General features: G+C 59.2%; 15 protein-coding genes. 4 read left to right on the plus strand and 11 right to left on the minus strand.

All coding sequences use genetic code 11. The features are described from left to right. Window positions 1–518 precede the first annotated feature (518 nt). The 3 genes from M2427_RS36070 to M2427_RS36080 all read left to right on the plus strand — a co-directional run bounded on the left by M2427_RS36070 (window position 519) and on the right by M2427_RS36080 (window position 6,672). Window positions 519–731, plus strand: a complete 213-nt coding sequence (locus M2427_RS36070; protein WP_280711563.1) for a hypothetical protein — start codon at window positions 519–521, stop codon at window positions 729–731. Window positions 732–2,379: 1,648 nt separating this feature from the next. After that, complete coding sequence (locus tag M2427_RS36075) at window positions 2,380–2,643, plus strand: hypothetical protein (protein WP_280711564.1); 264 nt, start codon at window positions 2,380–2,382, stop codon at window positions 2,641–2,643. A gap of 3,765 nt (window positions 2,644–6,408) precedes the next feature. Continuing rightward, window positions 6,409–6,672, plus strand: a complete 264-nt coding sequence (locus M2427_RS36080) for a hypothetical protein (RefSeq protein WP_280711565.1) — start codon at window positions 6,409–6,411, stop codon at window positions 6,670–6,672. A gap of 49 nt (window positions 6,673–6,721) precedes the next feature. Here M2427_RS36080 and M2427_RS36085 read toward each other — a convergent pair whose 3' ends face one another. The 3 genes from M2427_RS36085 to M2427_RS36100 form a co-directional block, all read right to left on the minus strand. Continuing rightward, the gene (locus tag M2427_RS36085) at window positions 6,722–7,099 is read right to left on the minus strand and encodes a hypothetical protein (protein ID WP_280711566.1); all 378 of its coding nucleotides are present in this window, start codon (window positions 7,097–7,099) and stop codon (window positions 6,722–6,724) included. Between the two features lie 2,009 nt (window positions 7,100–9,108). Continuing rightward, window positions 9,109–9,555 carry a hypothetical protein gene (locus tag M2427_RS36095; RefSeq protein WP_280711567.1) on the minus strand — a complete coding sequence of 149 codons (447 nt, stop codon included), beginning with the start codon at window positions 9,553–9,555 and terminating at the stop codon, window positions 9,109–9,111. A 928-nt stretch (window positions 9,556–10,483) separates the two neighbouring features. Further along, entirely contained in the window at window positions 10,484–11,332 is an 849-nt protein-coding gene (locus tag M2427_RS36100) for a hypothetical protein (protein ID WP_280711568.1), read from the minus strand. An 887-nt stretch (window positions 11,333–12,219) separates the two neighbouring features. On the opposite strand from M2427_RS36100, the gene M2427_RS36105 reads away from it, so the two are divergent. Beyond that, window positions 12,220–13,305: a hypothetical protein gene (locus tag M2427_RS36105; RefSeq protein ID WP_280711569.1), complete on the plus strand. Its 1,086-nt coding sequence runs from the start codon at window positions 12,220–12,222 to the stop codon at window positions 13,303–13,305. Between the two features lie 57 nt (window positions 13,306–13,362). On the opposite strand, the gene M2427_RS36110 is transcribed toward M2427_RS36105, so the two are convergent. The 8 genes from M2427_RS36110 to M2427_RS36145 all read right to left on the minus strand — a co-directional run bounded on the left by M2427_RS36110 (window position 13,363) and on the right by M2427_RS36145 (window position 22,511). Next, entirely contained in the window at window positions 13,363–14,580 is a 1,218-nt protein-coding gene (locus M2427_RS36110; protein WP_280711570.1) for a serine hydrolase domain-containing protein, read from the minus strand. A gap of 852 nt (window positions 14,581–15,432) precedes the next feature. Then, complete coding sequence (locus M2427_RS36115; RefSeq protein WP_280711571.1) at window positions 15,433–16,308, minus strand: ABC transporter permease; 876 nt, start codon at window positions 16,306–16,308, stop codon at window positions 15,433–15,435. Continuing rightward, complete coding sequence (locus M2427_RS36120; protein WP_280711572.1) at window positions 16,305–17,075, minus strand: ABC transporter ATP-binding protein; 771 nt, start codon at window positions 17,073–17,075, stop codon at window positions 16,305–16,307. The genes M2427_RS36115 and M2427_RS36120 overlap by 4 nt, the downstream gene beginning before the upstream one ends. Window positions 17,076–17,134: 59 nt before the next feature. Beyond that, complete coding sequence (locus tag M2427_RS36125) at window positions 17,135–18,187, minus strand: ABC transporter substrate-binding protein (RefSeq protein WP_280711573.1); 1,053 nt, start codon at window positions 18,185–18,187, stop codon at window positions 17,135–17,137. After that, entirely contained in the window at window positions 18,184–19,323 is a 1,140-nt protein-coding gene (gene leuB / locus M2427_RS36130; RefSeq protein ID WP_280711574.1) for a 3-isopropylmalate dehydrogenase, read from the minus strand. The genes M2427_RS36125 and leuB overlap by 4 nt, the downstream gene beginning before the upstream one ends. Before the next feature lie 31 nt (window positions 19,324–19,354). Continuing rightward, window positions 19,355–19,981, minus strand: coding sequence for a 3-isopropylmalate dehydratase small subunit (gene leuD / locus M2427_RS36135; RefSeq protein WP_280711575.1), 627 nt, complete (start codon window positions 19,979–19,981; stop codon window positions 19,355–19,357). Beyond that, window positions 19,982–21,415 (minus strand): 3-isopropylmalate dehydratase large subunit, encoded by a 1,434-nt coding sequence (leuC, locus tag M2427_RS36140; RefSeq protein WP_280711576.1) that lies wholly within the window; start codon window positions 21,413–21,415, stop codon window positions 19,982–19,984. A gap of 142 nt (window positions 21,416–21,557) precedes the next feature. Next, on the minus strand, window positions 21,558–22,511 hold the full coding sequence (locus M2427_RS36145) for a LysR family transcriptional regulator (protein ID WP_280711577.1): 954 nt from the start codon (window positions 22,509–22,511) through the stop codon (window positions 21,558–21,560). Window positions 22,512–22,674: the final 163 nt, after the last annotated feature.

Genomic DNA, 22,674 nt, shown 5'->3' on the forward strand with positions numbered 1-22,674 from the left:
GGCGCGCACAGCCGAGCCTGTTTTAGAACCGCCCCTACGAGACAGGCGCAGCCGCCAGTCGCGCCTGCGGGTGCCATGGGCGCAGCAGAACAGCCCTCCGCCTTGTAATATAGGTCAGGCAAAGCCGACCGCTGACGGTACTGAACGAAGATCGTGCCCGCAAAGCCATGCCGCGCGGTGGCTCACGAAACGGACGGTACGACAAGCTGCGTAGGCATCCCAAGTCGGTAGTCGGCGCCAATCAGTTGGTCGTTCCAACGCGCGACACAAAACCTTGGCACAACTTGTGCCTACTAATCGATACCGGAGTTTTGCATCCCCCCTCGGGACTGGAAAGCTGCCGCCCACGCTGATTTAAGCGGGCGGCGCTTTTAGTCACGGTGAAAAGGCCCTCCGCATCATGCTGGCGGATTCTTGAGCTTTGACTTGTTCGTACGAAGAGCAGTGCCCTCTAAGGCAGTTCGTCGTTCCCGCTCTTTGGCGCAGACAATCTTGTTCGGCATAGCCTTGGTCACGTCATGGAATGGAAATACGCGGTGATGTTCACGGTCGAAATCTACGGGACTGCCTTAGACGGTTCGGACTGGCTTATTCACCGAACGACCATTTTGGGAATTGACCAACTTGCAGCGCGCAAAACAGCGGACACCCTGCTTGCCGTGCGCAAGAAGGCGGCACGCGCCTGCGTGCTGAATGCGCAGGGGGAGACCATCTACATCGTCCACAAGTAACAGCCCGACGGCCCAAGCGCCGCGCGGGAGGAGAGAAACGGTCGCCAGGGCCGCGAGCACGCCAACTCGAATACACATGCGCACCGGCCATCCAACAGGACGAGTGCCGCCGCCGTCCCAGATAGCGCAGCTCATGTTCCAAGCAAAATGCGTGACCCTAGGAACTGCTGCGACATTCACCAGTTGCAGTATGCGCGGCCCAAGCCACTGCGCACACCCGGCCGCCCCCACACCTCAGAAGTCCTACAGCGGCCGGGCGCCTGCCAGAACCGTAATGTCTCGATGCACTACCTAATTGCGTTTCCTTCGAGGTTCGCCTTCAATTCCCTCGGTGAGGCCCTGAACGACCCAGTTGCATCCGCAAGGGATACCTGCGCCGAAAGAGTGTTCAATAAAACGACTTCGCCGAGGCTGCCGATTTTCGATAATCGTCAGTATTCGACCGGAGGTGCACCCGACATTCTCGAAAACTATTTTGCCGACATGACGCGGGGCAATCCACCGATCCTCATTTGCCGGGAATGCAGGCGGCCCATCGATTTTCTTGCAATGCTGCCCCACATCGCAAACCTGCCTGCCATATACGTCTTCAGATGCTTACCCTGCCGGAGGGTCGATACGATTACCATCCCGTCCTAGCGGACCGTCCGGCCAGTACTTCGACTTCGTCAGTATCCATTCCTTGGCCTCAGCCTCAGTCTCGAAATCTCCAATATGAGAGTCCGGCCCGTAACCCGTCACAATGGCTACGAACCAGCGCCCACCCCTCGTCAGCTCTGGCTTGAATTCAGGAAATTGCCGCTTCATGCTGACAGTATGGGACCTCGGCGTTCCGAAATCTATCCATATCGAGCGAGTTGCAACCTCTCGCCTTCCGAATTCTCCGATACCCCAACCGACGGCTGAGATGATCTTGAGTGGACGATAGCGAGTTCCAAGATCAGTCCTGCAACGGAATTTTGCGCAGAATAGCATCAAGCCCCGCCTGCGTGGCTTGCCACGCGCCGCGGTTCAGCTCGATCCAGCGCTTTCGCAGTAAGTCCTCAAGCGTCGCTTGCCCCACACCGAACGGGAGGGGACGTCTTCGATGAACGGCCATGATAGCTGTACGCTCAGCGTGTGTCGGAACATCCGGCGAACGCTTCCTGATCGCGCTCCGCCTAATGTCTATCCCGAGTTCGTGGGCTTTGCGCCGAACAGTGGTCTCCGCTCGATGGAGCGCGGCGGCAATAGGCTTGGCAAATTTTCCATCCTTTGCGAGCTGACGTAGCTGGGCGATCTCGTCCGAAGTCCAATCTCGTTTCATTGGCTAGAAAAACTTTTTGAATGAAAAATGCGGTGGATGTCTCAATCGCTTTCAGAGAATAAGCGAGTCGCCATAGTCCGCCCAGTCCCTTGCTATTTTGCCAGCTACCCCTCGAACGAACTGGCTCGCAATAGTCCCTCGGAGTCGCGGTATTCGACCTCAGCATAAAACTTGGGCTCTAGCCGCCTGGCGCCTCTCTGGCCAGAGCGACATGGATATCACTGGCCAGATCTCCCTTCAGTCTTAAGGATCGAAGGGGTCGCCTACCCGCTAGACCTTGCGCTCGCCCTCCGGATGCCTCAGCATTGCTGCATTGTCGAGATCGGGCCAAGGAGAAGTGAAATGGCGAAAGACGTCCATTTTGACGTCATCCGAAAACTGATCGTTGTCTCCGTGCTTCTAGGTAGCACAAGCGCCCAAGCAGAAAATTGTAAGCAATTTCCCCCCGGCCCCTTCCGCCGTCAGTGCGCCGAAGCAAACCATCCGCAGTTAGGTGCAAAGCTTGAGCGGTGCAAAGAGGAGGCCGGATCAATGGGTCTCTACCCGGGCAAGGGCGATCCCGACGCCCTCAAAGAATACGTGCAGGCATGCATGCACCGTCGCTAGCGGCGAGCACAAAGCAAGTGCGCGACTCCTAATCGAAGCATGCGGCAAGTGAGGCACCGTATGGATACCAGGAGGGCGCGTCCCCGATCGTATCTTAAAGGCGTCCTGCCAGCGTTTGAGTAGCACCGCGTTGATCTGGTTTGGATGGTGTCCCGCCACTCGCCCTCTTCGCGAAGCCAGTGCGCAAATGCCGAGCGTTCTAGGGCTCCCCTACGGGCACTAGCCCGCTGGCGTTCACCACGCTGTTTGCAACCTCGAATTACGTCATCGTGTGCACGCCGGCCGCGACCCGTGGAGTCATTGCGTCGACCTTGATTGCAGCAGTTCAGTAGCAAGCATTGATCTGCGAGTACCACCTGCGACCAACACCGATGTCAACTTCAGCTGTTCGGTGTTCGGGCGGCAATAGGAACTACCGCATTTTGTAAGCGTCAAGAATGTGGGCGATGAAAATCGCAACGCTTATAAATGCGAATGTCACAACGGCAATCTCTGTCATTGTACCATAGCCAATTTGCTGAAAACGTCTAGCGAAGGCCGCAGCAGAGGGACCTACTGCGGCCCGCGCATGGTCAAAATCAGACCGGGTAAAAAGATCTAAGTGAAATATGCAGCCAGCCCCGGTAAGCAGGAGCCTACCGCAGCTCTGCCGCAATGCAATGTTAGTTAGGACACAGTTGGAAACGTATTTAATTCGGAACCAAGTGAGGGAGAGCACCGCCGGGGCTAGCTAGCTGGCGGGCTCCCAAGCCCAGGACCGCCTCGTCCCTGCAGTCCCGTCCCGCGAAGAATAGTCCGCGATTCTCGCGTTTCGAACCACAAAGATCCCCGCCGTTCCGTTGAGGCGGACGGTACGGACATGCTAGAGCCTTGCGCGCCGTGCCTCTCGTGCGGAGAGGTATAGGCACCCGGCCGCAGGCACTGCCCAGATTAGCGCCTGCGGCCGATCAAGATTATTATCACGGGCTGGAAACATGCTTTTGCCGAGTTTTTCCGATGCTGTTTGTTGCCCAAAGGGCCGGAAGTAAGTGGGCGCCAGCTCTTGCCCCCAACCCTGCGAGCTGAGGCCGCTACTTTGCGCGGGCTACTTCTTTAGAATCAGCTTCATTTCTCGGGCCGCGCGCCTAACCGATCCGACATGCCGGTCTAGCGCTTGTGCAATTTCCAACGACGTGAGCCGACGGCGCGCCATCGCTGCCAGCTTTTGTCGCTCGATCTCGGTCCAATCCTTCCGGCTTCGATGATTTCATGTCGGGATCATCTACCCAGTCCCTTCGAGTCAAAGGCATTGGGAAATCTTACAATTGGTCAGTGCGACATGAGATTGTCGCCAAGCGACAAGAGTCGGGGCTATTTCCCATCAAGGTCGCTTCTTGCAGGCGTCCCAAGCCGCCGCCAAGTCTGCTTGCGCGCCCTCCAAGCCGAGCGCTGCGCCAGTTATGGGCAGCCCGTTCCCCGTTGGAAGGAGCTTCCAGACCCACCGAGGCGGCAACCTCTCAGGCGCGTAATGGATTCGCCCGACGTGTTGGCCGTCATCATAGATGGTGTAGTCACGTCCGCCGATCGTTCGCATCGTCAGGGCCATACTCCTCCTCCGATTCGATCGCACCATAGTGGTGCAATATTCGGAATCAGCAAAGTCCCGTTGACATGTGACAGGCTTTCGCCAAGGGATGAGCTAATGGGGCGGATGCCGCGGCAGTAGATTCTGCAGAACGGTCAGCTCTGGAAACTCGGCAGCACAGGCCTTGTAGCGCTCACAAATACGAAGATCGTTGCCGTTCGCCTGACCTGCCTTCGAGTGTCCTCCTCATCCGGCGCTACTTCGGCTCTATACCAGAGACCATAAGGCAGGCGGGCCCGGGGTGTAGACCACGTTCCGGCATGTTTGGAGTGAGACTCCACCTTCCATGCCGTTCGGGAAGACGAGATCGAGATCCCCCTTCGGACAGACTAGCTTCCACTCGCGGAGAGCGTGGATCACGATCGGCGGGCACCGAGCCAGCCATCCTGCCGAGGTCCCGCAATTGAGAAACGGCAACCGGGCTAGCGCTCGGTCCGGGGCAAATTCTGCTGCGCCTGCTGTCGCTCAAGCGCTGCCTCCGCCTGCAATACGATCGATCGCCGCGTGTCCTGGTTAGTTATTTTCTGAAACGCCCTGATCAGGCGAAGTATCTGCAGATCTTCGACGCCGCTCGGCATGGCAAAGCCCTTTGAGAAAATTGCATCCGAAAATGGGAAAACTATGCAGCGGCTTTGTCCCGAGTGGAACAGCTAACTCGGCCGAAGGTTAAATTCTGCCGGCCCGCCGCCGCCGGGCTGGCGGAGCCCAAAAGCCCCCCAGGCGGGCAGTTTCTTTGACATAGAATGTGGGATTGGAATGCCTGATGCTTCAACCGGACGGTTCAGATTGCGTGGAATCAACTGGAGAAGACGGGTGATCTAGGCAATGCATCAGAAGCCAGCCGCTTCCTTGTCAAAACCGTCGACGAGATGGTTCTCAAGGGCGAGAGCAAGAGGCTGATGCTGGCTAACCGCGCTATCGATGCTTACCGCCAGCGCCCAAAGGAAAAAAGGCCGTCCGCTTGAACAGCAGCCAGCGTCTTCACCGGAGCTGGATGCCCAAGGTTTCCGCAACCCGCTTGACCGAGGCGATATATCTTCGCAGCGCGCTCGCAATCTGGAGGGCGCTTGCTCCCTCAGTGGCCATCTCAATCAGCAACTTCTGCTCGGCGTCGGTCCACTGCCGAGGTTTCTCGCACCTCATCGTCAGCTCCGCCCAAGTGAAACCCAAAATGAATATGCAGAAGCCCGCCAGGTGCGACAGCTAGCGGGCTTCAGCCAATGCGTCGCAGCGAGTCCAAAATGCGACGCAGAACGATAGCGGATCAAATTTGCTACGCCCGTCCCCACCGATGACAGACCCGCCAACTTGTGAACCGGTCGGCGGTTTGTTGGATTGTAGATGGGATCCGGAACGGCCGCCCTTCGATGATCCGCATCAGAGGAAAGCAGCCATCTCGAGAATTGAGCCTCGCCATCACGACCGCCGGGCACCCACGCGAGGTTGGCAATGTTGCACGAAGGCATCACACGCCGGGGATCGTTGTTAACCGACGGTCGCGCGTTTGCACCGCACCTGAGGCGTTGGTATCAGGTGGCGGCCGTGCACTTCGCCTGGGGTAGGTTAAGGACGCTCGGCACACGGCCGCCCGGTCACGGTGCGGCCGTGACCGTTTTCAGTAGAACATAAATTACTTAAACTTGCGTCGACGCTCTGAGTGTTATGTTGATCACACTCAAGCACTTTTTTCGCCCATAGTTCCGCGAGATTCGACCGCTGAAGTCAAGCCCGGCCGACTCCGGTCAGAGTGGCGCGAGTTCCTGTGGGCACGAATTTTGCTGCTAGCGAGATGGCTCCTGCTCAACACCTTGCGCGGGGTCCATTCCCAGAAGCCTTTGCCCGGCGCGGAAGCCCTCGCGCCGGGCCTTTTTCATTGGTCAGAGTGCTTCCAAGAGGCCCGACCACTGGTGTTTAAATACCTGTGGACAACCTGTGGAAAAGCCAGTACTGCCGCATTTACGGGCGCACAGAACTGGGAAGTTAGGGGCCTAATTGAAGCGCGCCCCCCAAGCGCACAGAAGCCCATTTTCAACCCCCAAGCTATTGCCCCGCTCGCCCCCCAGCGTGCGGGGCTTCTTTTCCGCCGCTCCGCTGAATTGAGAATCGCCTATTCTCGGCGGCATTCCGGCTGGGGCTGATCCGTGAAGCTGATGAACGAGCGTTCTTACTCCGATCCTGCGGCCGCAGCGCGCAAGCTGATCGAGCTCGCAAAGAGCATCGAGGCGGTCCAGGACGGCCGCATTCACATCGAGAAGATCAACGCGCCCTTCCTGTCGAAGCTCAAGGCAACGGGCCCAGAGTTCGGCGCCGGCATCACGCACGCGATCGAAAAAGGCTGGCTTGAGCTGCACGAGAGCGGCACCTATGTGCGGCTCTTGTCGCCGGGTGACAATCTCATGTCGTGATGACCATCCGTAATTTTCTAGGGAGGCCGCCAACTGGCTATGTCTTAATTCAAGGTCCGATAATCGTGTAAAAAGCGCCAAAAACAGCGCCAGTGACGACGAAGAATCCAGCTATAAGCAGATGCAGGGCATGCCGAGATAATCGGCGCCCCGCGGATTGGTTGCGGAGGCAAGGTCCCCGCCAGGTCAGGTCGTCTAGGTCGTCGCATGACCACGCTAAGAACGCGCCATGACGGCTGGGTGAAAGCAGTACGCGCCACTCAATAGAGATTGATGTTAGCCAGAGGAAGCCTGAGTTCGCGGCGCGCTCTACGAGATCCTTTTTCCGAAACTCTGTTGCCTGTTGTTCGAACCGCGCCATTTCCTTCTGCGTTGCTTCTACCAAGCTGTTGCGCCGCTCGACATGCACATGCGAGTTCTCCGCCATGCCCCCTCCTACGCATCGGGGCCTGGCAGCGTCTGGATGCTCGCTTCTATTACGGCAATGTCCTGCTCGACCTCAGCAATGGAAGCTCGACAGTCGAAGCCGGTTCTGGCTTTCAGGTCGACTGCCAAGTGTCGGCGATGTCCTCCGATTTTCCAGGGACTGACGATTCCCGAGCTTGGCATAGCTGCCCGCAATCAACTCAATCGGACTCGACATAATACCACCCCACGCCAACTTCGGATTGCAACAGTGATGAGCTAACGTGCAAAGCGATTTTTGCAAATTTATAGGCAAAAACCCGCCAGCCTCGATGACCAGCGGGTTCTCTATGCCCATGCGTACCGCGGTAGATGTCATCCGATCCGTGATGACGAACCATACGTCGATAGGCGTTGACGAGGGGCCGGACCTATTCCGAGTGCGTGCCGCATGGGTCTCGAAGGTCTCAAAGCATTGAGATCGGCCGTACCGCGGAGGCCGGCAGAAGCACTGGATCGAGGTTAAGAACCGGCAGCAGCCGGCGATGGAGCGCGAGCTATAGCCGTATTCGTTTACGTCAACACCAGCAAGAAAGTCGGCGGACCACGGCATATTAAGTATTTGCCACGGTCAATGCTGCGGAAAGGTGGCTTTACGAGAACGATCCTGAATGTATGGATTCGAATATGAGGTTTTGGAATGAGCCGGACTGCGGATCCAGAATTAACCCGCGGTCGCAACATCAATCTTAACGCAAGACCTTGCTTGCGGCCTCGCCTGCAGACGCTAGGCTAGTCGCTCAACGGACATTGCCGTTTGTCCGGGTCCCCAGTGGCGAAGCCGTCGCTCCATCATATTCGGCCGCGGCGGCTTCGTGCCCTTCGCTCGAGCTCATTTGAAGATGCAGCCGAACAACGAATCGCTCGATCTCATCGAGATGCGTCGGCAACTTACAGAACTACGTTCGCAACACTCGGACAATCTTCTAATAGCGGCGGTGTTGAACCGCTTTCTCGTGAAGACAGCTTTTCTAACCAAGCCGACAGACATCGCGCACGAGCTGCGTCTCCGCTCAGAGCTCGAGCGAACGTTGACCAGGGTCAAAGCGATCGCTGCCCGAAGATGAAAAAGGCCGCGGGGCCCTACCCCATGCCCTGCGGCCCCACCCGGGAAATTGACTGTTTACCGAATGAGCACTGCCAGCCCCGGTTGATCGGCATGATTCCAGAATTTGCTATGCAGTTTGAGTCGGAAAATCCTGTTTCAGAAAAGAACCTCGCGACTGTTGCGGCAATGCTACTTTAAAGTCAGGACTCGAACCGATTGGTTTGGCGAAGCTGCCGGAAAGCAGCGCTTCTTCTTGGGTTGGGGAAACTTAGCAGATGTTTGAGACCCGAAAATCGGCGTTTAATCCCCGACCATCAGAGCGTCGGAGGATATTCGCGGGGCCTCTACTTACTTCTTCTGGCTACATGTGCTGTCGGCCTGCTGCTCTTAGCATTCGGCCGAAAGGACCGATGCCGAGCGCACTTGTTGCCGCGAATCCGCAGCCAGATCTGAAACTGTGTTATGCGGCACGATCGTTTTTGACTGTGCATGGATCGGCGCGTTCAATCTGAGTATCGACGTGATCATTACTTGGATTTTCGTCTTTGTGATTGGCGCGAGCGCAGCGATTTTGATCGCTCACGTAATCGATGCAATTCATTCTTGATCGAAGCGAAATCGGAGCCGGCCTCCCACGTCAGCGCAAATAGGGAGCCAGGGTCACAAGCTTTGATGGGCAAGAGAGCCCACCTCTGCTTGACGCATTCGCATGATCACTCTAACTCCGCGCGCGCGAGCATCTTACCCCACTCGCATTCATGGATCAGCATCGCAGTTCTTGGATTACCCGCGGCGAGATTCCACCGAACAACGATCGGCACGAGCCCCCCAGTGATGAGAGGAAAACCCTTGCGCCTGATCTAGGCCGGCGAGCGCCAAGCATGCAGTGGTCGGGCAGGCCTGCACGTCGATCTCGAACACACTTATGCTTTTTGCTGCAGTGATGCCAAGAGCCCGAGCAGATGATCTATCTCTTTGCTCTCTTCACTTGAAACCTGCAGGCCCGTTGTCGAGGGGTCTTCCGATGGCATTATAAGGCCTTCGGGTGATAGACCGTCGGTTGTCGGTAATTTCTCAGGCAAATATGTCGCAATATCTAACTTGGCCGGTACAACGGTGGCCGACAGCTCGTGCTCCCTGCCAGCCTCGTTACCAGGTTCCAAAATGACATGACGATCGAGGCGTGAAAGCCCAGTTTCAACTATTGCAATTTCCTGTTCGAGCTCGCCTATAGCGCTGCTCGCGTCATAGCCGACGATCCCCTTGAGCTTGCTCAGCGCCAATCTTCGGTGCGCGATCAAATCTTGCAGAGCATTGCGATCGTTCAACTTCACATACGATGACACTATCAAATCAATTGCCGCTGACATCTCTTCTCTCCAAGAGAACCGCTCGGCTCACTTAAATGCGCAATTTTCCGCAAATCGAAGAAATTGTAGAACAGAAAGACGAAGCGATCGTTAAAGGACGATTGGCCAAGTAACTTGAACACGGCCGCTTCAACTTTCCAACATCATGCACCGCCTTGCTAAATTTGCGTCGATCGGATCGATGGTGGTTATTCTCCTTGGAATAGCCTTGGTTACTTGGCCGGGCTTCGCGGCATTTGTTGACGCTGCGATCTACTCCGTCCAGGTTTTAATTTGGGACATGTTCAGCCCGCAAGAAACTTCAATATTGACCACCCTATCCGGTGCTTGATTCCCCGCCAATGTTAAAGCGCCAACCTGTGTCGATCGACCAGTTTTTCGCCTGAACGAGCACCTCGTAAGGCTTTGAAATTCATTTTTCTAGAATCTACAACGACCCTACGCGCCGCCTCAACGCCTTTCTCGCTGAGCACGTCGAAGCCAAACGAGCGGCCTATGAAAACCAATTTATTCACCTGACGACAACGCCCAGAAACGGACCGGGTCCAGCATCTGCTCACGACCTAACGAGGGGGTGGTTATGTGGACAATCATCAACCTTTTGTACAGCGATTATTGTCACCGAAGCCTTGGCAAGGCTTCGCCGGGTCGATGGGGTAGGCCGAGAGGACACGACCGCCGTCTTGGACGGCGATATCGTTAGACTGCCGATCCTCGCGGCAAACGCTGCCCCAATCGCCGGTCAAATGCCGCTTGAGGCATTCAAGGCGGTAGGCGCCAGTCGTGGCGTCGAGAACGCCGGGTCGGCAGCGGAAGGCCCATCCATGCTGGCGAGTGGGTCTCAACAGGCCCATCGCGCTGCCATCATATAGGTGCAAGCCCGCTGTTCCTTGCTTCGTCGATCCTGCTCAGTTGCCGCCGCGTAGCGTCAGACCACTTCCCTGACAGGCATCGTTATCGAACCGGGCCCATTCTCGATCATGGCATCGTTATAGGGATGCTGAGGCGGCGCTTCTTCGTAGCGGAACGTCCGTCGGACCAGAGCAGTGCTGTGACGGGAGCCGACTGGAAGCTGCACCTCAAATCTCAAGAGCTTGATCAACGGATTGAAGCCTTGAGGAACGGCAGAGATCAACGTGACGTTCCAGTCGATCTCGACGATCGCCTCGACTGTTGCGATGAACTTCGGTCCTTGGTCGATGCCAGGCTGCCTGTTGATCCAGGCCGCGAACGTGCCGGGGACGACCTCGACCGATGGAATGATCGGTCTCGCATGTGCGGCGACATACGCCTGGCAACTGGCGTAAGTGTCCGGCCCGAACACCTTGTGATAAATAGCCAGGACGAGATCTTCCGATTTGGCGATCAGATAGTGATCCGTGCCGATCTGCTGATACACCACGAACTCGGCGGCGGCGGGATCAGAGACCAAGAGGCTCGGAACCGTGGCCGGTTGCTCGACGATATCGATCGCATGGACGCCGTTTTTGTCGACGATACTGACGACCTTCGTGGAGGACGGGTAATTCGGGAACGCCTTTTCCACGTCGAACGGAAGAACAATCGGGTTTGTGATCCCGTCAGTTTCGAAGAACAGGCCCAACTGGGGCGGAAAGATCAGAAACGGCAACTCTTCGATCGTCACACGCGTCTGCGCGGTCGGCTTCAGGCCCGTCGCCCTGACATGCAGAATCCCATTCTGGCGGTAGGCGCTATAAATTCCCTCTCCAAATACCTTCGACATTGTCCCCCCAATAGCCGCAATTTGCCGGCTCAAAATGTCATCTACCTGACGGTGCCAAACGATAACGCCTCAACCCGCTTATCCTAGCCCACCCGATGCGACACTTTGACGACGCCTTTGTTGGTCTAACCGAAAGGCGTCCAGCGATGGAACGCGCCCATCGTGCGCGAGGATCAGGGTGTCGCCATTGCTCCGGTATCTTTGGCTGTGCATTCGTCCGCGCGTTCATTTCCCCAGCGAGGAGGCGAGACGTGCTTGTCTGGATTGGAGCTCTTTTCATTGCAGTGAGCGTCGCGCACGCGGTCGACGCCCTGCGTTCGTGACGGCGATCAAGCTGAGAAAAGTTTCCTTAGCTCGTAGCTTTGCGGGTGGTTTTATTTCCGCGATAATCCGCCTACAATCCGGACTTGCCGCGGCGAGATTTTCATCAGCCAACGAGGTCACTTGCCACGTTATCGCCCGCGCATATGTGTTTTGTGGATGAGATGCGAAGCTGTCATTTGCACGTTTGAAATTGATTGCTGGGGTGTAGTGCTGCGGACATGCCTGCAATTGCCTATTTCATCCTCGCGCAGTTTGCGCGCCTTGTTGAAAGTATCCTTTGCCTGGCCATGAGCCTGATCTAACCTAGGCAAGATCCGCTTTCCGCAGCAGAGTGGATTTTGAGAGGAAAAACGCTTTGGAGCGGGTGAAGAGCCCCGAGCGGAGCGGGTGAAGGGAATCGAACCCTCGTATTCAGCTTGGAAGTCGCCACATTCTGCAATGTTATCAAGAGCCATTCTGATATTTCTCAGCTTCTTGGGCGATTGAGATCGCTACAGAGTTTCTCTTTGTCGGAATGGCGACGGGTTTAGCCCTTCGCCCGATTGGTCTAACCATGTACCGTCAATCGAAGGGCAAGACATTCAAAGGAGCAAGACATGCGGGCTGTCCGCTCGGGCCAAAATGGTCTCACTCGTTTGCTCGCTGGCGTCACCGTTGGTTTCGGGATCTATTCCGGTTCTGCGCTGGCCCAGGACGTGCTGCGGACCGCTCCGTATCCCGTTGGGGTGACGCAGCTCGAATATGTCGATCCGTCCGAGGGCGGTCGGCCTCTGAACTTGATGCTGATCTATCCGGCGGTCCCAGCTACAACAGCCGTTCCTTTCAAGATTTTCCTGGCCACCAATCTGAACCTTTACAAGGACGCGCCCGTCGTGTCCGATGGCGTGAGGCGTCCACTTATCATGTTCTCGCACGGGGCGGGCGGCAACGGTTCGGGTTATGCCTGGTTCGGCGAATACCTCGCCTCTCACGGCTATCTCGTGGCCATGCTGTATCACTTCCGGGCCAACACCTTCGACTCCAGCGCGCTCTACGTGCGCAGCAGGATCTGGCAGCGCCCGCGCGATCTCAGTCTGGATATCTCCCATCTTCTTCAGGACAAGGTCTGGGGACCGCATGTCGAGCCAAGCCAGATCGGCGTGGCGGGACATTCACAGGGAGGATTCACTTCGCTCTGGATCGGGGGCGCCAAGGTCAATCCGGAACTTTTCTTGAAGTTTCAGCGCATCTGGAAGAACAATGAGGCGGTGCCGGCCTATATCCGCGAGCAGATGAAGCTTGATGCCGAACCCGCCCGCGACCTGCGCGACGATCGGGTCCTGGCGGCCTTTGCGATGGCTCCGGGCGATATCCGGGGGTTCGGCATGGACGAGGCCGGGCTACGGCAAATGGCGATCCCGACCTATCTCATCGTCGGAGCCGGCGACACTACAACACCATCCGATGAAAACGCAGCCTTTGCGGCGAAATACATCCCGCATGCTCAGTTGGACGTGCTGCCCGGTCCGGTCAGCCATGAGATCTTCGGCAATGAGTGCGACCAGATCGGACGCGATAACTTTCCCGAAGCCTGCAACGATGCTCCCGGCGTGGACCGGGTCAAGCTGCACGAATACATCGGCAACGCAGCGTTGCAGTTCTTCGATTCGAACCTCCGTGTGCGGCGAGAGAGCCCGAAATGACGTGCACGATCGCCGCTCTTGCGGCCTGATAGCCGGAAGAACCCTGTTCGCCGACGCCTATTTCGCGTCACCCCGCAAGATGTCATAGATGACACCCACGAGGTCGTGGAGCTTGTCCGCTTCGGCCGCCGGCTGCGAGTTCGTCTGGAGCGTAATCATCAGGTCTTCCTTTTCGAACCACACATAGAGCGTTCGGTAGCCGAGCGTCTCGCCCTGATAAAACCAGTGTGCGCCAAACGATCCAAGAACAGCCTTGCCGAGACCGAGCGAGAATCCGCGCGTATCGTCTGCCGTTACGTCCGCGATCGGCTCACCCGTCTTGATCGACACGAGTGCCATCCATTCCGCCTGCTGCTTCGGCGGCACCACGCGTCCTTTGAGCACAGCGCGCATCCAGCGGTCCACATCGCGCGCGTCGGCGATCGCGCCACCTGCCGCCTGAGCCCATGAGGTGCTCATCCCGCGAACGTCACCACCCATCAGCGAGTGATTCCAGGACTGGGTGCATTTGGGTTGATAATCGGCGCAGGCAGGGTTGTCGAAATAGCCGTGCGCCAGACGATCGGTCACCGGGTCCGGATATGCCCCGTTTTCGTAGAACGTGCTGTGCAACCCGAACGCTTCGACAATCATGTGGTGCACCAGATCACGATAGGACTGGCCGGCTGCCTTTGCCGCGATCATGCCGGCGAGGATGTAGTTGGTGTTCGAATAATGGTAGCCTTTGCTCTTGGGCAGGTCGCCGCTTCCGGTAGGATAGGCGATGTCTATTAGGTTTTCGGCACTCAGCTCGCGCGTGGGATCGTTGATCCATATGCGGGACATGGCTTCGGTCTCGGAGTAGTTCGGGATGCCGCTCGTCATGTTGAGGAGACGCTGGATCGTCACATCCTTCCACGCCGGATATTGCGGAAGCCATTTGCCAAGCGCGTCGTCGATGGACAGCTTGCCCGCAGCCTCGAGCTTCAGGATCAAAGCCGCCGTGAAGGACTTCGACGTGCTGCCCATCTGGAACAGCGTGCCCTGCCGGACCGGAGCATCCTGTGGACCGCTGCCGATTTTTCCGGCGAACGCCTCGATAGCCGGGCCAGTGTCCCCGAAGCTGACGTAGGCGGCAACTCCCGTCACTTTCTCAGCCGAGCTGCGGTCGGCCAGCCATGCGTCCAAGGCCGCCTGGATTTTGGCGATGTGGGGTGAATCCGCTTGTGCGCCCGAAGCCGCGAGGATCATCAGGCCTGCCGCGACCATCGCCGCTGCCCATTTGCCTCCCAACATGGTGCCTCCTTCGGCATACCCCGCAGCAATGTATCGCCACATCAACGTCGCCGCTACGCCGTGGGCGTAAACCGGCGCCGAAGCATGGGTCGCACCTCGCCCGAAGCTCGCATCTCATCTGAGAGTCGCGATCATCTCTAAGTCAGGTACGCGATCCCAATTGCCTTCGGCCGACCGTATTTCAGAACTGACGCGCTCTGAAATCGTGCCGCAAATCGACCTTTTCGTAAGCGCTGCCAACAGCATGACCGTTTAGGCCCCTCACGCTCACTGGGATGGCGCACCGTTGCCTTGATCGACCAGCGCCCCGGGATCTTCTCGGTCTCACCAACGATGCTCCCGTGTCCCCGGGGCGCTTGGAACGTCGCGTATCGAGAGTATGCCAAAGAGCGTGACGCTACCGCTTGAGGCATCCACGACCGTCGGCTACCACTTCCGTCCTCCCAAGGGCGCGTCTTGGCTTCTTGAGGCTCAGCCTTATTCATCTCCTCTCGCTGGGTGATGAGCTGATCCGCCTTCGCCTACATTCGGGACAAAAGCCTCCTCCGGCGCGGTCCCTACGCCAGCGCGCTGAAGCTGGAGGATTTCCCTGCGCTGCCGACCGATCTGCGCGCGCATATCCCTCCCAGAAGGTGCTGCGCCACTACCGCGCAACGCCAGGAGCGATTGAAAAGCTATGTCCTCAACAACAACAACTAAGATCCGCTTGTGATGGAGACCGAAAATCTCGATCTGGCTCCTCGAAGCCAAATCGATCCCTCAGCGGCGCTCCAGGATGTCGGATATTGCGTCTCTATCGAGGGGTAAAGCAGACAATATGCGCGCCGAGGACGAGCGTTTCTGACTACACGCTTATTCGGCGACATTGTGCTGCTGCCAGCGTAGCAAATAGGCCTGCAATCGCCAGATCAGTGCCGAGAGCGCAACGCCGACCAGCATCAGTACGATCACGGCGACCATCATGCCGGACGCCTCCGCCCGCGCCTCGGATTCGATGATGAGGCGCCCGATCCCTCGCTCCGCGCCGATGAACTCGCCGACGATCACCCCGATCAAGGCGAAGGAGATAGCGGGCGTCAACGAGGCGAAGACCCAGGCCATGGTCGAGGGAATGACCACGGTACGGGTGATCTGCCACTCGCTCGCGCCGAGCAGCTGCGCAGCATTGACAAAACCCTCGTCGATCGAGCGGGCGCCCTCGAACGTATTGAAGAACACAAGGAAGACGACCACGATCCACGACGTGACGATCTTTGAGGTATCGCCGATGCCGAAGGCCAGCACGATGATCGGCGCCAGCGCGATGCGCGGGATCGAGTTGACCGCCGTGATGAACGGCTGGAAGATCGCGCTAAGGCGATCCGAGCGGCCGAGCACGAGACCCGCGGCAAAACCGCTGACAACGCCGGTCACGAAGCCGAAGAATGTGTTTTTCAGCGTGACGGCGGTCGCGATCCAGAGATTGTTCTCGGATCGCGCCATGCATCGGGTGAATTCGCCATTGAACCACCCGTTGAACACGCCGAGCTTGGACTTGAGACAGCTCAAGATCAGGAAGCGCTCGAAGATGTCGGATGGCTTGGACACGAAATAGGGATCGAGCAGATCCGGCACCAGCCATGGAAGGCGACCGTGCAGATCGTAGCCCCACTGCCAGATCGAGAGGAGGCAGACGCAGATCAGCGCCTGCCAGGCGAACGTTCTTCCCGGGCGGCGTGCGCGCCTCATGGCTTGCGCCCCTTGATGAATTCCTCGCCGAGCGAGTGCCAGATCAGCTGGAACAGCTCGGCATAGCGCGGCGTCTCCCGGATCTTCACGGCATTGCGCGGGCGGGCAAAGTCTACTTCGAAAGTCTCCTTAATGCGGCCAGGCCGCGCCGAAAACAGGATGATGCGGTCTGCCAGCGTCAGGGCCTCGCCGAGATCGTGAGTCACGAACAGCACGGTCTGCTTCTCGCGCTCCCAGATGCGCAGCAGCACATCGTGCATGTCGATTTTGGTATGAGTGTCGAGCGCGCCGAACGGCTCGTCCATCAACAGGACTTGCGGCTCGACGACCAGCGTTCGCATCAAGGCTGCGCGCTGACGCATGCCGCCCGACAAGGCCGACGGATAGGCATTGCCGAAATCCTGCAGTCCGGCCTGCATCAGACAGGTGCGGACGCGCTCCTTCCGCTCCGCCACCGGGACACCAGCCAACTCCAGGCCATAGCCGATATTGTCGGCGACGGTACGCCAGGGAAACAGGGTGTCGCGCTGAAAGACATAACCGACATTCGGCGTCGCTTGTCCGGGAATGACCGGCTTTCCATCAATCAGGATCTCGCCGCTGGTCGGCTTGATCAGCGTCGCGATCATATTGAGGACGGTACTCTTGCCCGAGCCGGACGGCCCCAACAGGGCAATGAATTCGCCGCGTCGAACACTGAAGGAGACGTCCCGCACCGCTTCGATGGCCGCGCCCGCCAGTTGGAAGATCTTGCACAATCCGCGCACGTCAATGCGCCGCACATCCGGTGGCGCATCGACAAGCCGCGTGTGTAAGGCCTCCACGCTCAAACCGGATAGGCCTTGCGTGCCGCTTCGATGAAGCTGGTATTGACGACATCGGCCATCGCGAGCGGCTTGATGCCGGTCATTTCACGAAACCAGACCTTCTGCCCGCGCGCGAAGCTCTCCGCATCGATGATGCCGTCGTAGTCGGTGATCTTCTTCATGATTCCGATGTCGAAAATATTCGCTTCGCGCGACGTACTGCCAACATAGGGCTCGATCGCATCATAGATCTCTTCGGGGGAGTGCCCCTTGATCCATTGGGTGGCCCGCCACAGCGCCGTGACGAAGGCCTGCATCTTCTGCGGATCCTTTTCGATGGTCGATTGCAGCGAGAAGTGAGACGTCACCGGGACCTTGCCGCCGATATATTTGGTCCAGACCGCCTCATCCGTTCCATCGAACAACAGCGCGCCCCAGCCCTGCTCGATCGAATCCTTCAGGATCGATGGCGAGTTGATGAGGACATCGACCTGCTTCGTTTTCAACGAACCCATCATGGTGTCGACATTGCCGGTGCCGATCCAGGTCACCTTGTCCTCGAGTCCCATGGTTTCCATGTAGTAGGACGCCCAGACATGATTGGTGCCTCCAAGCGAGGACACCGCAACGATCGGCTTGCGTCCGTCGGGCCGTTTCCAGTTTGCGAATGCCTCCAGCGTGGTGATGCCCTGATCCATCAGATCCTTGCGAATAATGAAGATCGCTGCATTGCTGCGGGTATCGACCGGCATCAGGACGCGCGCACTGCGGCCGTGATTGCTGAGCTGCATCGGGTGGGTGATGTCGCCGATGCCGATATCGCCCTGGGACGAGGCGATGATCTCGCGCGTCTTCACGCCGCTGCCGCCCTGGATCAGCTTGCAATCGAGACCTGCGTCCTTGAAGAACCCGGCACGGTCGGCGACGAACTGGGACTGATAGACCGGAATGGCCACCGGATAGATCACCCGGCCCGACGGGGTGTCCGCCCCAGCCCGCCCGGCAGCCATTGATGCACCGGCACCAGCGACAATCGTAAGCGCCGATCGTCTTGTGACCTGCGTCCTCATCATGCGGGCTCCCTCTCCTTGCCGGCGACCTTGTCCAGCGCGTTCAGCACTGCATCGCCCATCTCCTGGGTCGAAAGTCTTTTTGCGCCGGGTTCGGCGATATCGGCCGTTCTTGCGCCGGCGGAAAGGGCCGTATCCACGGCCCTCTCCAGCAGAATCGCATCATCAGGCCGATTGAGGGTGATGCGCAACATCATCGCGACGCTGAGGATCGAGCCGAGCGGGTTGGCGATGCCCTTGCCCGCTATGTCAGGTGCACTGCCATGGACCGGCTCATAGAGCGCCTTGCGGCGGCCCAGCCGGTCCGGCGGCCCAAGCGAGACCGACGGCAGCATGCCGAGTGAGCCCGACGCCATCGCCGCGCAATCGGACAGAATGTCGCCGAAGATGTTGCAGGTCACCATAACGTCGAATTGCGACGGCGCCCGCACGATCTGCATCGCCGCGTTGTCGACATAGAGATGCGTCAGCTCCACGTCGGAGAATTCGGCTTGATGCAGCCCGATGACCTCCTCGCGCCATAGCACGCTGGTTTCCAGCACATTGGCCTTGTCGACCGAGCAGACCCGCCCCTTGCGCGTCCGCGCCAGTTCGAATGCGGTTCGCGCCACCCGGCGGATCTGGCTGGTGGTATATTGCTGGGTGTTGAAGCCGCGGCGCTGGCCGCCGGGCAGCGTTTCGATGCCGCGCGGCTCGCCGAAATAGATGCCGCTGGTGAGCTCGCGGATGATGATGAAGTCGACATCCTTCAGCACCGAGGCCTTGAGTGGCGCTGAGTCCGCCAGTGCCGGATTGGCGACGATTGGCCGGAGATTGGCGTAGAGATCATACTTGCTGCGCAGCGACAGCAGGCTGCCCGCTTTGCGCGCCGCGGGCGGCACTTCTGTAGTCTCCGGGCCACCGGTCGCGCCCCAGAGTATCGCGTCGGCCTCCTCCATTGCTTCAACGGTGTCATCAGGCAGCACCTTGCCTGTCGCCAAATAAGGGCTGAGCCCGTATTGCGCTTCACGCAGCGTCACGGGAAGGCCGCGCCGGGCCGAGAACCATTTGAGAATGCGATGGGACTGGTCGGTCACTTCAGGACCGATGCCTTCGCCGCCCACGACGGCGACCTTGATCATATTCGAAAGCGTGTTCATGCCCAATGTATCCTGACGATTATCTTGCCTGTTACCCTGCAAAGTGGATCCACGGCCGCGCGTTGCGGTCGGCTGCCTGGAAGGCGCGGATCTCGTGGTCCCGCCGCAAGGTCAGCGAAATCTCATCCAGGCCTTCGAGCAGGCCCGCGCGGCGGCGCGGATCTATCTCGAAGACATGCCGCACGCCCGAAGGCGAAGTGACCGTCTGTGCCTCGAGATCGACCGAGAGGCGGCCGGCGCCCTGGCTCGCTTCGATCTCTGCGGCGAGGCTGTCGATGACGGCCTTGTCCAGCACCACCGGCAGGATGCCGTTCTGGAAGCAATTGGCGAAGAAGATGTCGCCGAAGCCGGACCCGATGATGGCGCGGATGCCCATCTCCTGCAGCGCCCACACCGCCGCCTCACGCGAAGAGCCGCAGCCAAAATTCGGACCCGTCACCAGGATTTCCGCCTGGCGATAAGGCTCACGATTGAGGATAAACTCCGGATTTTCCGCGCCATCAGGCAGATAGCGAAGGGACCCGAACGCCCATTTGCCCAGACTGCCACGGACGGAATTTCCGATCATGCGGTTGATGCTGATGATGACATCGGTGTCGACATTGGTGCGCATGATCGGCGCGGCGGTTGCGGTCAGCTTGGTGAAGGCTTGCGCCATCTAGCGCTCCATGGTTCGAACATCGGCGATGGCGCCGGACACCGCCGCCGCCGCGGCCATGGCCGGGCTCGCCAGATGGGTACGGGCGCGCGGCCCTTGCCGGCCGATGAAATTGCGATTCGACGTCGACACCGAGCGCTGGCCGGGCGGCACGGTTTCGCCGTTCGCAGCAAGGCACATTGAGCAACCCGGCTCGCGCCATTCGAAACCTGCGTCGATGAAGACCCTGTCGAGCCCCTCGGCCACCGCATCGCGCTTGACGGTTTCCGAGCCCGGCACGACCCAGGCCCGCACGCCAGGGGCGACCTTGCGGCCGCGCGCGACCTCGGCCGCGGCTCTGAGATCGCTGAGACGGCTGTTGGTGCAGGAGCCGATGAAAACCCAGTCTACCGGCGTGCCGGCGATCGGTGCGCCCGGCTTCAGGCCCATATAGTCGAGCGCGATCTCGATGGCGCCGCGGCGTGCCGGGTCGGCAATATCAGCGGGATCGGGCACGCGGCCATCGACACCGAGGACATGCTCCGGACTGGTGCCCCAGGTGATCTGCGGGATGATGGTGCTGACATCGATCGACACCGCGCGATCGAACACGGCGTCGCTGTCGCTCCGCAGCGTCCGCCATGCCGCGACGGCGCGATCCCACATCTCGCCTTGCGGCGCATAGGGACGCCCGCGGACATAGGCGAACGTCGTCTCGTCGGGCGCTATCAGCCCCATCTTGGCGCCGAGCTCAACCGAGAGATTGCAGATGGTGAGCCGGCCCTCGATCGGCATGTTCCTGATTGCGCTACCGGCATATTCGACCGCATAGCCGGTGCCGCCGGCGGCGCCGACATGGCCGATCAAGGCCAGGATGAGATCCTTCGCCGTCACGCCGAATGGCAGCTTGCCGTCGAACGTCACGCGCATGGTTTTAGGGCGGCGCTGGATGATGGTCTGGGTCGCCAGCACATGCGCGAGCTCGCTGGAGCCGATGCCGAAGGCGAGCGCCCCTAAGCCGCCATGGGTGCAGGTGTGGCTATCGCCGCAGACGATCAGGCAGCCGGGCAGGCTGAGGCCGAGCTCCGGCCCGATGACATGGACGATGCCCTGCCCCGGCTGGTCGATGTCGAACAGCTGGATGTTGCTGGCCGACGTCTCGGTGCGCAACGCCGCCAGCAGCTCCCACCCGGTCTTGATCGTGCCGGCGCGCCCCGCGGCCGTCGAAATCGCATGATCGGGCGTCGCAAAGGTCAGCTCGGGATTGTGGACCGGAATATTGCGGCTTTTGAGGTCGAGCAGGCCGCGGGAGCCGCCGAGGTCATGCAGCAGATGGCGATCCACATGGAGCAGATCGGTATCATCGCTGATATGGGCGATGACTTGCTGGTCCCAGATTTTGGCCAGCAGCGTGCGGCCACGCGTGTCCACGATCCGTCCTCCCCTTTTCGGCATCTGAAGTGCCGTATTGCTGCCGATCTTGCCAAGCGGCTGCGCTGTTGGGAAGCAGGATAGAAGGCCGTCGCGAAAATGTGCAGTGCCGGTTGGGCAGCCTGCCATCGCGGCCGGCGATGGCAGGCCGTCTGCACGGACGATCTCAGCCCCTGCTGCGGACGACCGTCAGCCGGTCGGAGACGCTGCCCGTGGCGAGACGCGCCTGGTCAGGAGATCGCAAATGCTCCACCAGGAGCTTCGTCACCGGAGGCAGCGATTTGTAGTCGCGCACGCCCATGACCAGCTCGCGCCGCGCCCAGGACTCTTCGAGGGGGACGGTGGCGAGGCTGTCGATGCCGTAGCGATCGCGGACGATCTCCAGCGGAACGATGCCGACTCCCATCCTTGCATCTACGACGCGAAACAGCGCATCGAAACTGCTGACGCGGATGCGCACCTTGAGATGCTGCCCGAGAGCCGCAGCGGCCCTGACACATAGCGTCTCGATCGAGCTGCCCTTCTCCAGGCTGACGAAGTCGAAATCGACCAGTTCGCGGAAGCGCACCCTGCTCCGGCCCGCCAGTGGATGGTCGCGCGTGACCAGTGCGACCAGGTTGTCGCTGCGATAGGGCAGCAGCTCCAGATCCTGTGCGTCGATGTTGCCGCCGAAGATGCCAATGTCGGCCCGGTTCTCCACCACGGCACGCACGATCGCGGGGCTGAGATCCTCCTCGATATCGATGTGCACCAGCGGATGCCGCTCCAGGAATAGGCTGAGCTCGTCGGCGAGGGCTTCGAGGATCGCGGACTTATTGGCACAGACCCGGATCAGCCCGCGCTTGCCCTGCCGGTATCCCGTCAATTCGCTCTCCAGCCTGCTCAGGTTTCCCAGGATGATGCGCGCATGCTCGAGCAGGGCAAATCCCGCCGGCGTCGGCTCAATGCCTTTCGAATGGCGATGCAGTAGTTCGACTTGGAAACGGTCTTCGACATCCGAGATGCGCCGGCTGACAGCGGACGCAACGATATTCTTCTTCTCCGCCGCCTTCGCAATGCTCTGCTCCTCGGCGATCGCTACGAATAATTCCAATGTCAAGAGATCGATTTTAGCCGTCATCCGTCAGATCCTCGATCGATCTAGGCTTCACGACATGCTACGATTGTTTCTCGTTGCGCGAAAGCTCTGACAGTATCGAACCCGACGGCGGACTGTTTGCCCGAGCGGAGAACAGGCCAATTCCGCAACTATAGTGCCGTCGGGATGACAATTCCGAGCGCTA

Origin of the sequence: Bradyrhizobium sp. BR13661 (genome assembly GCF_029892425.1) — a bacterium.
Taxonomy (GTDB): Bacteria; Pseudomonadota; Alphaproteobacteria; order Rhizobiales; family Xanthobacteraceae; genus Bradyrhizobium.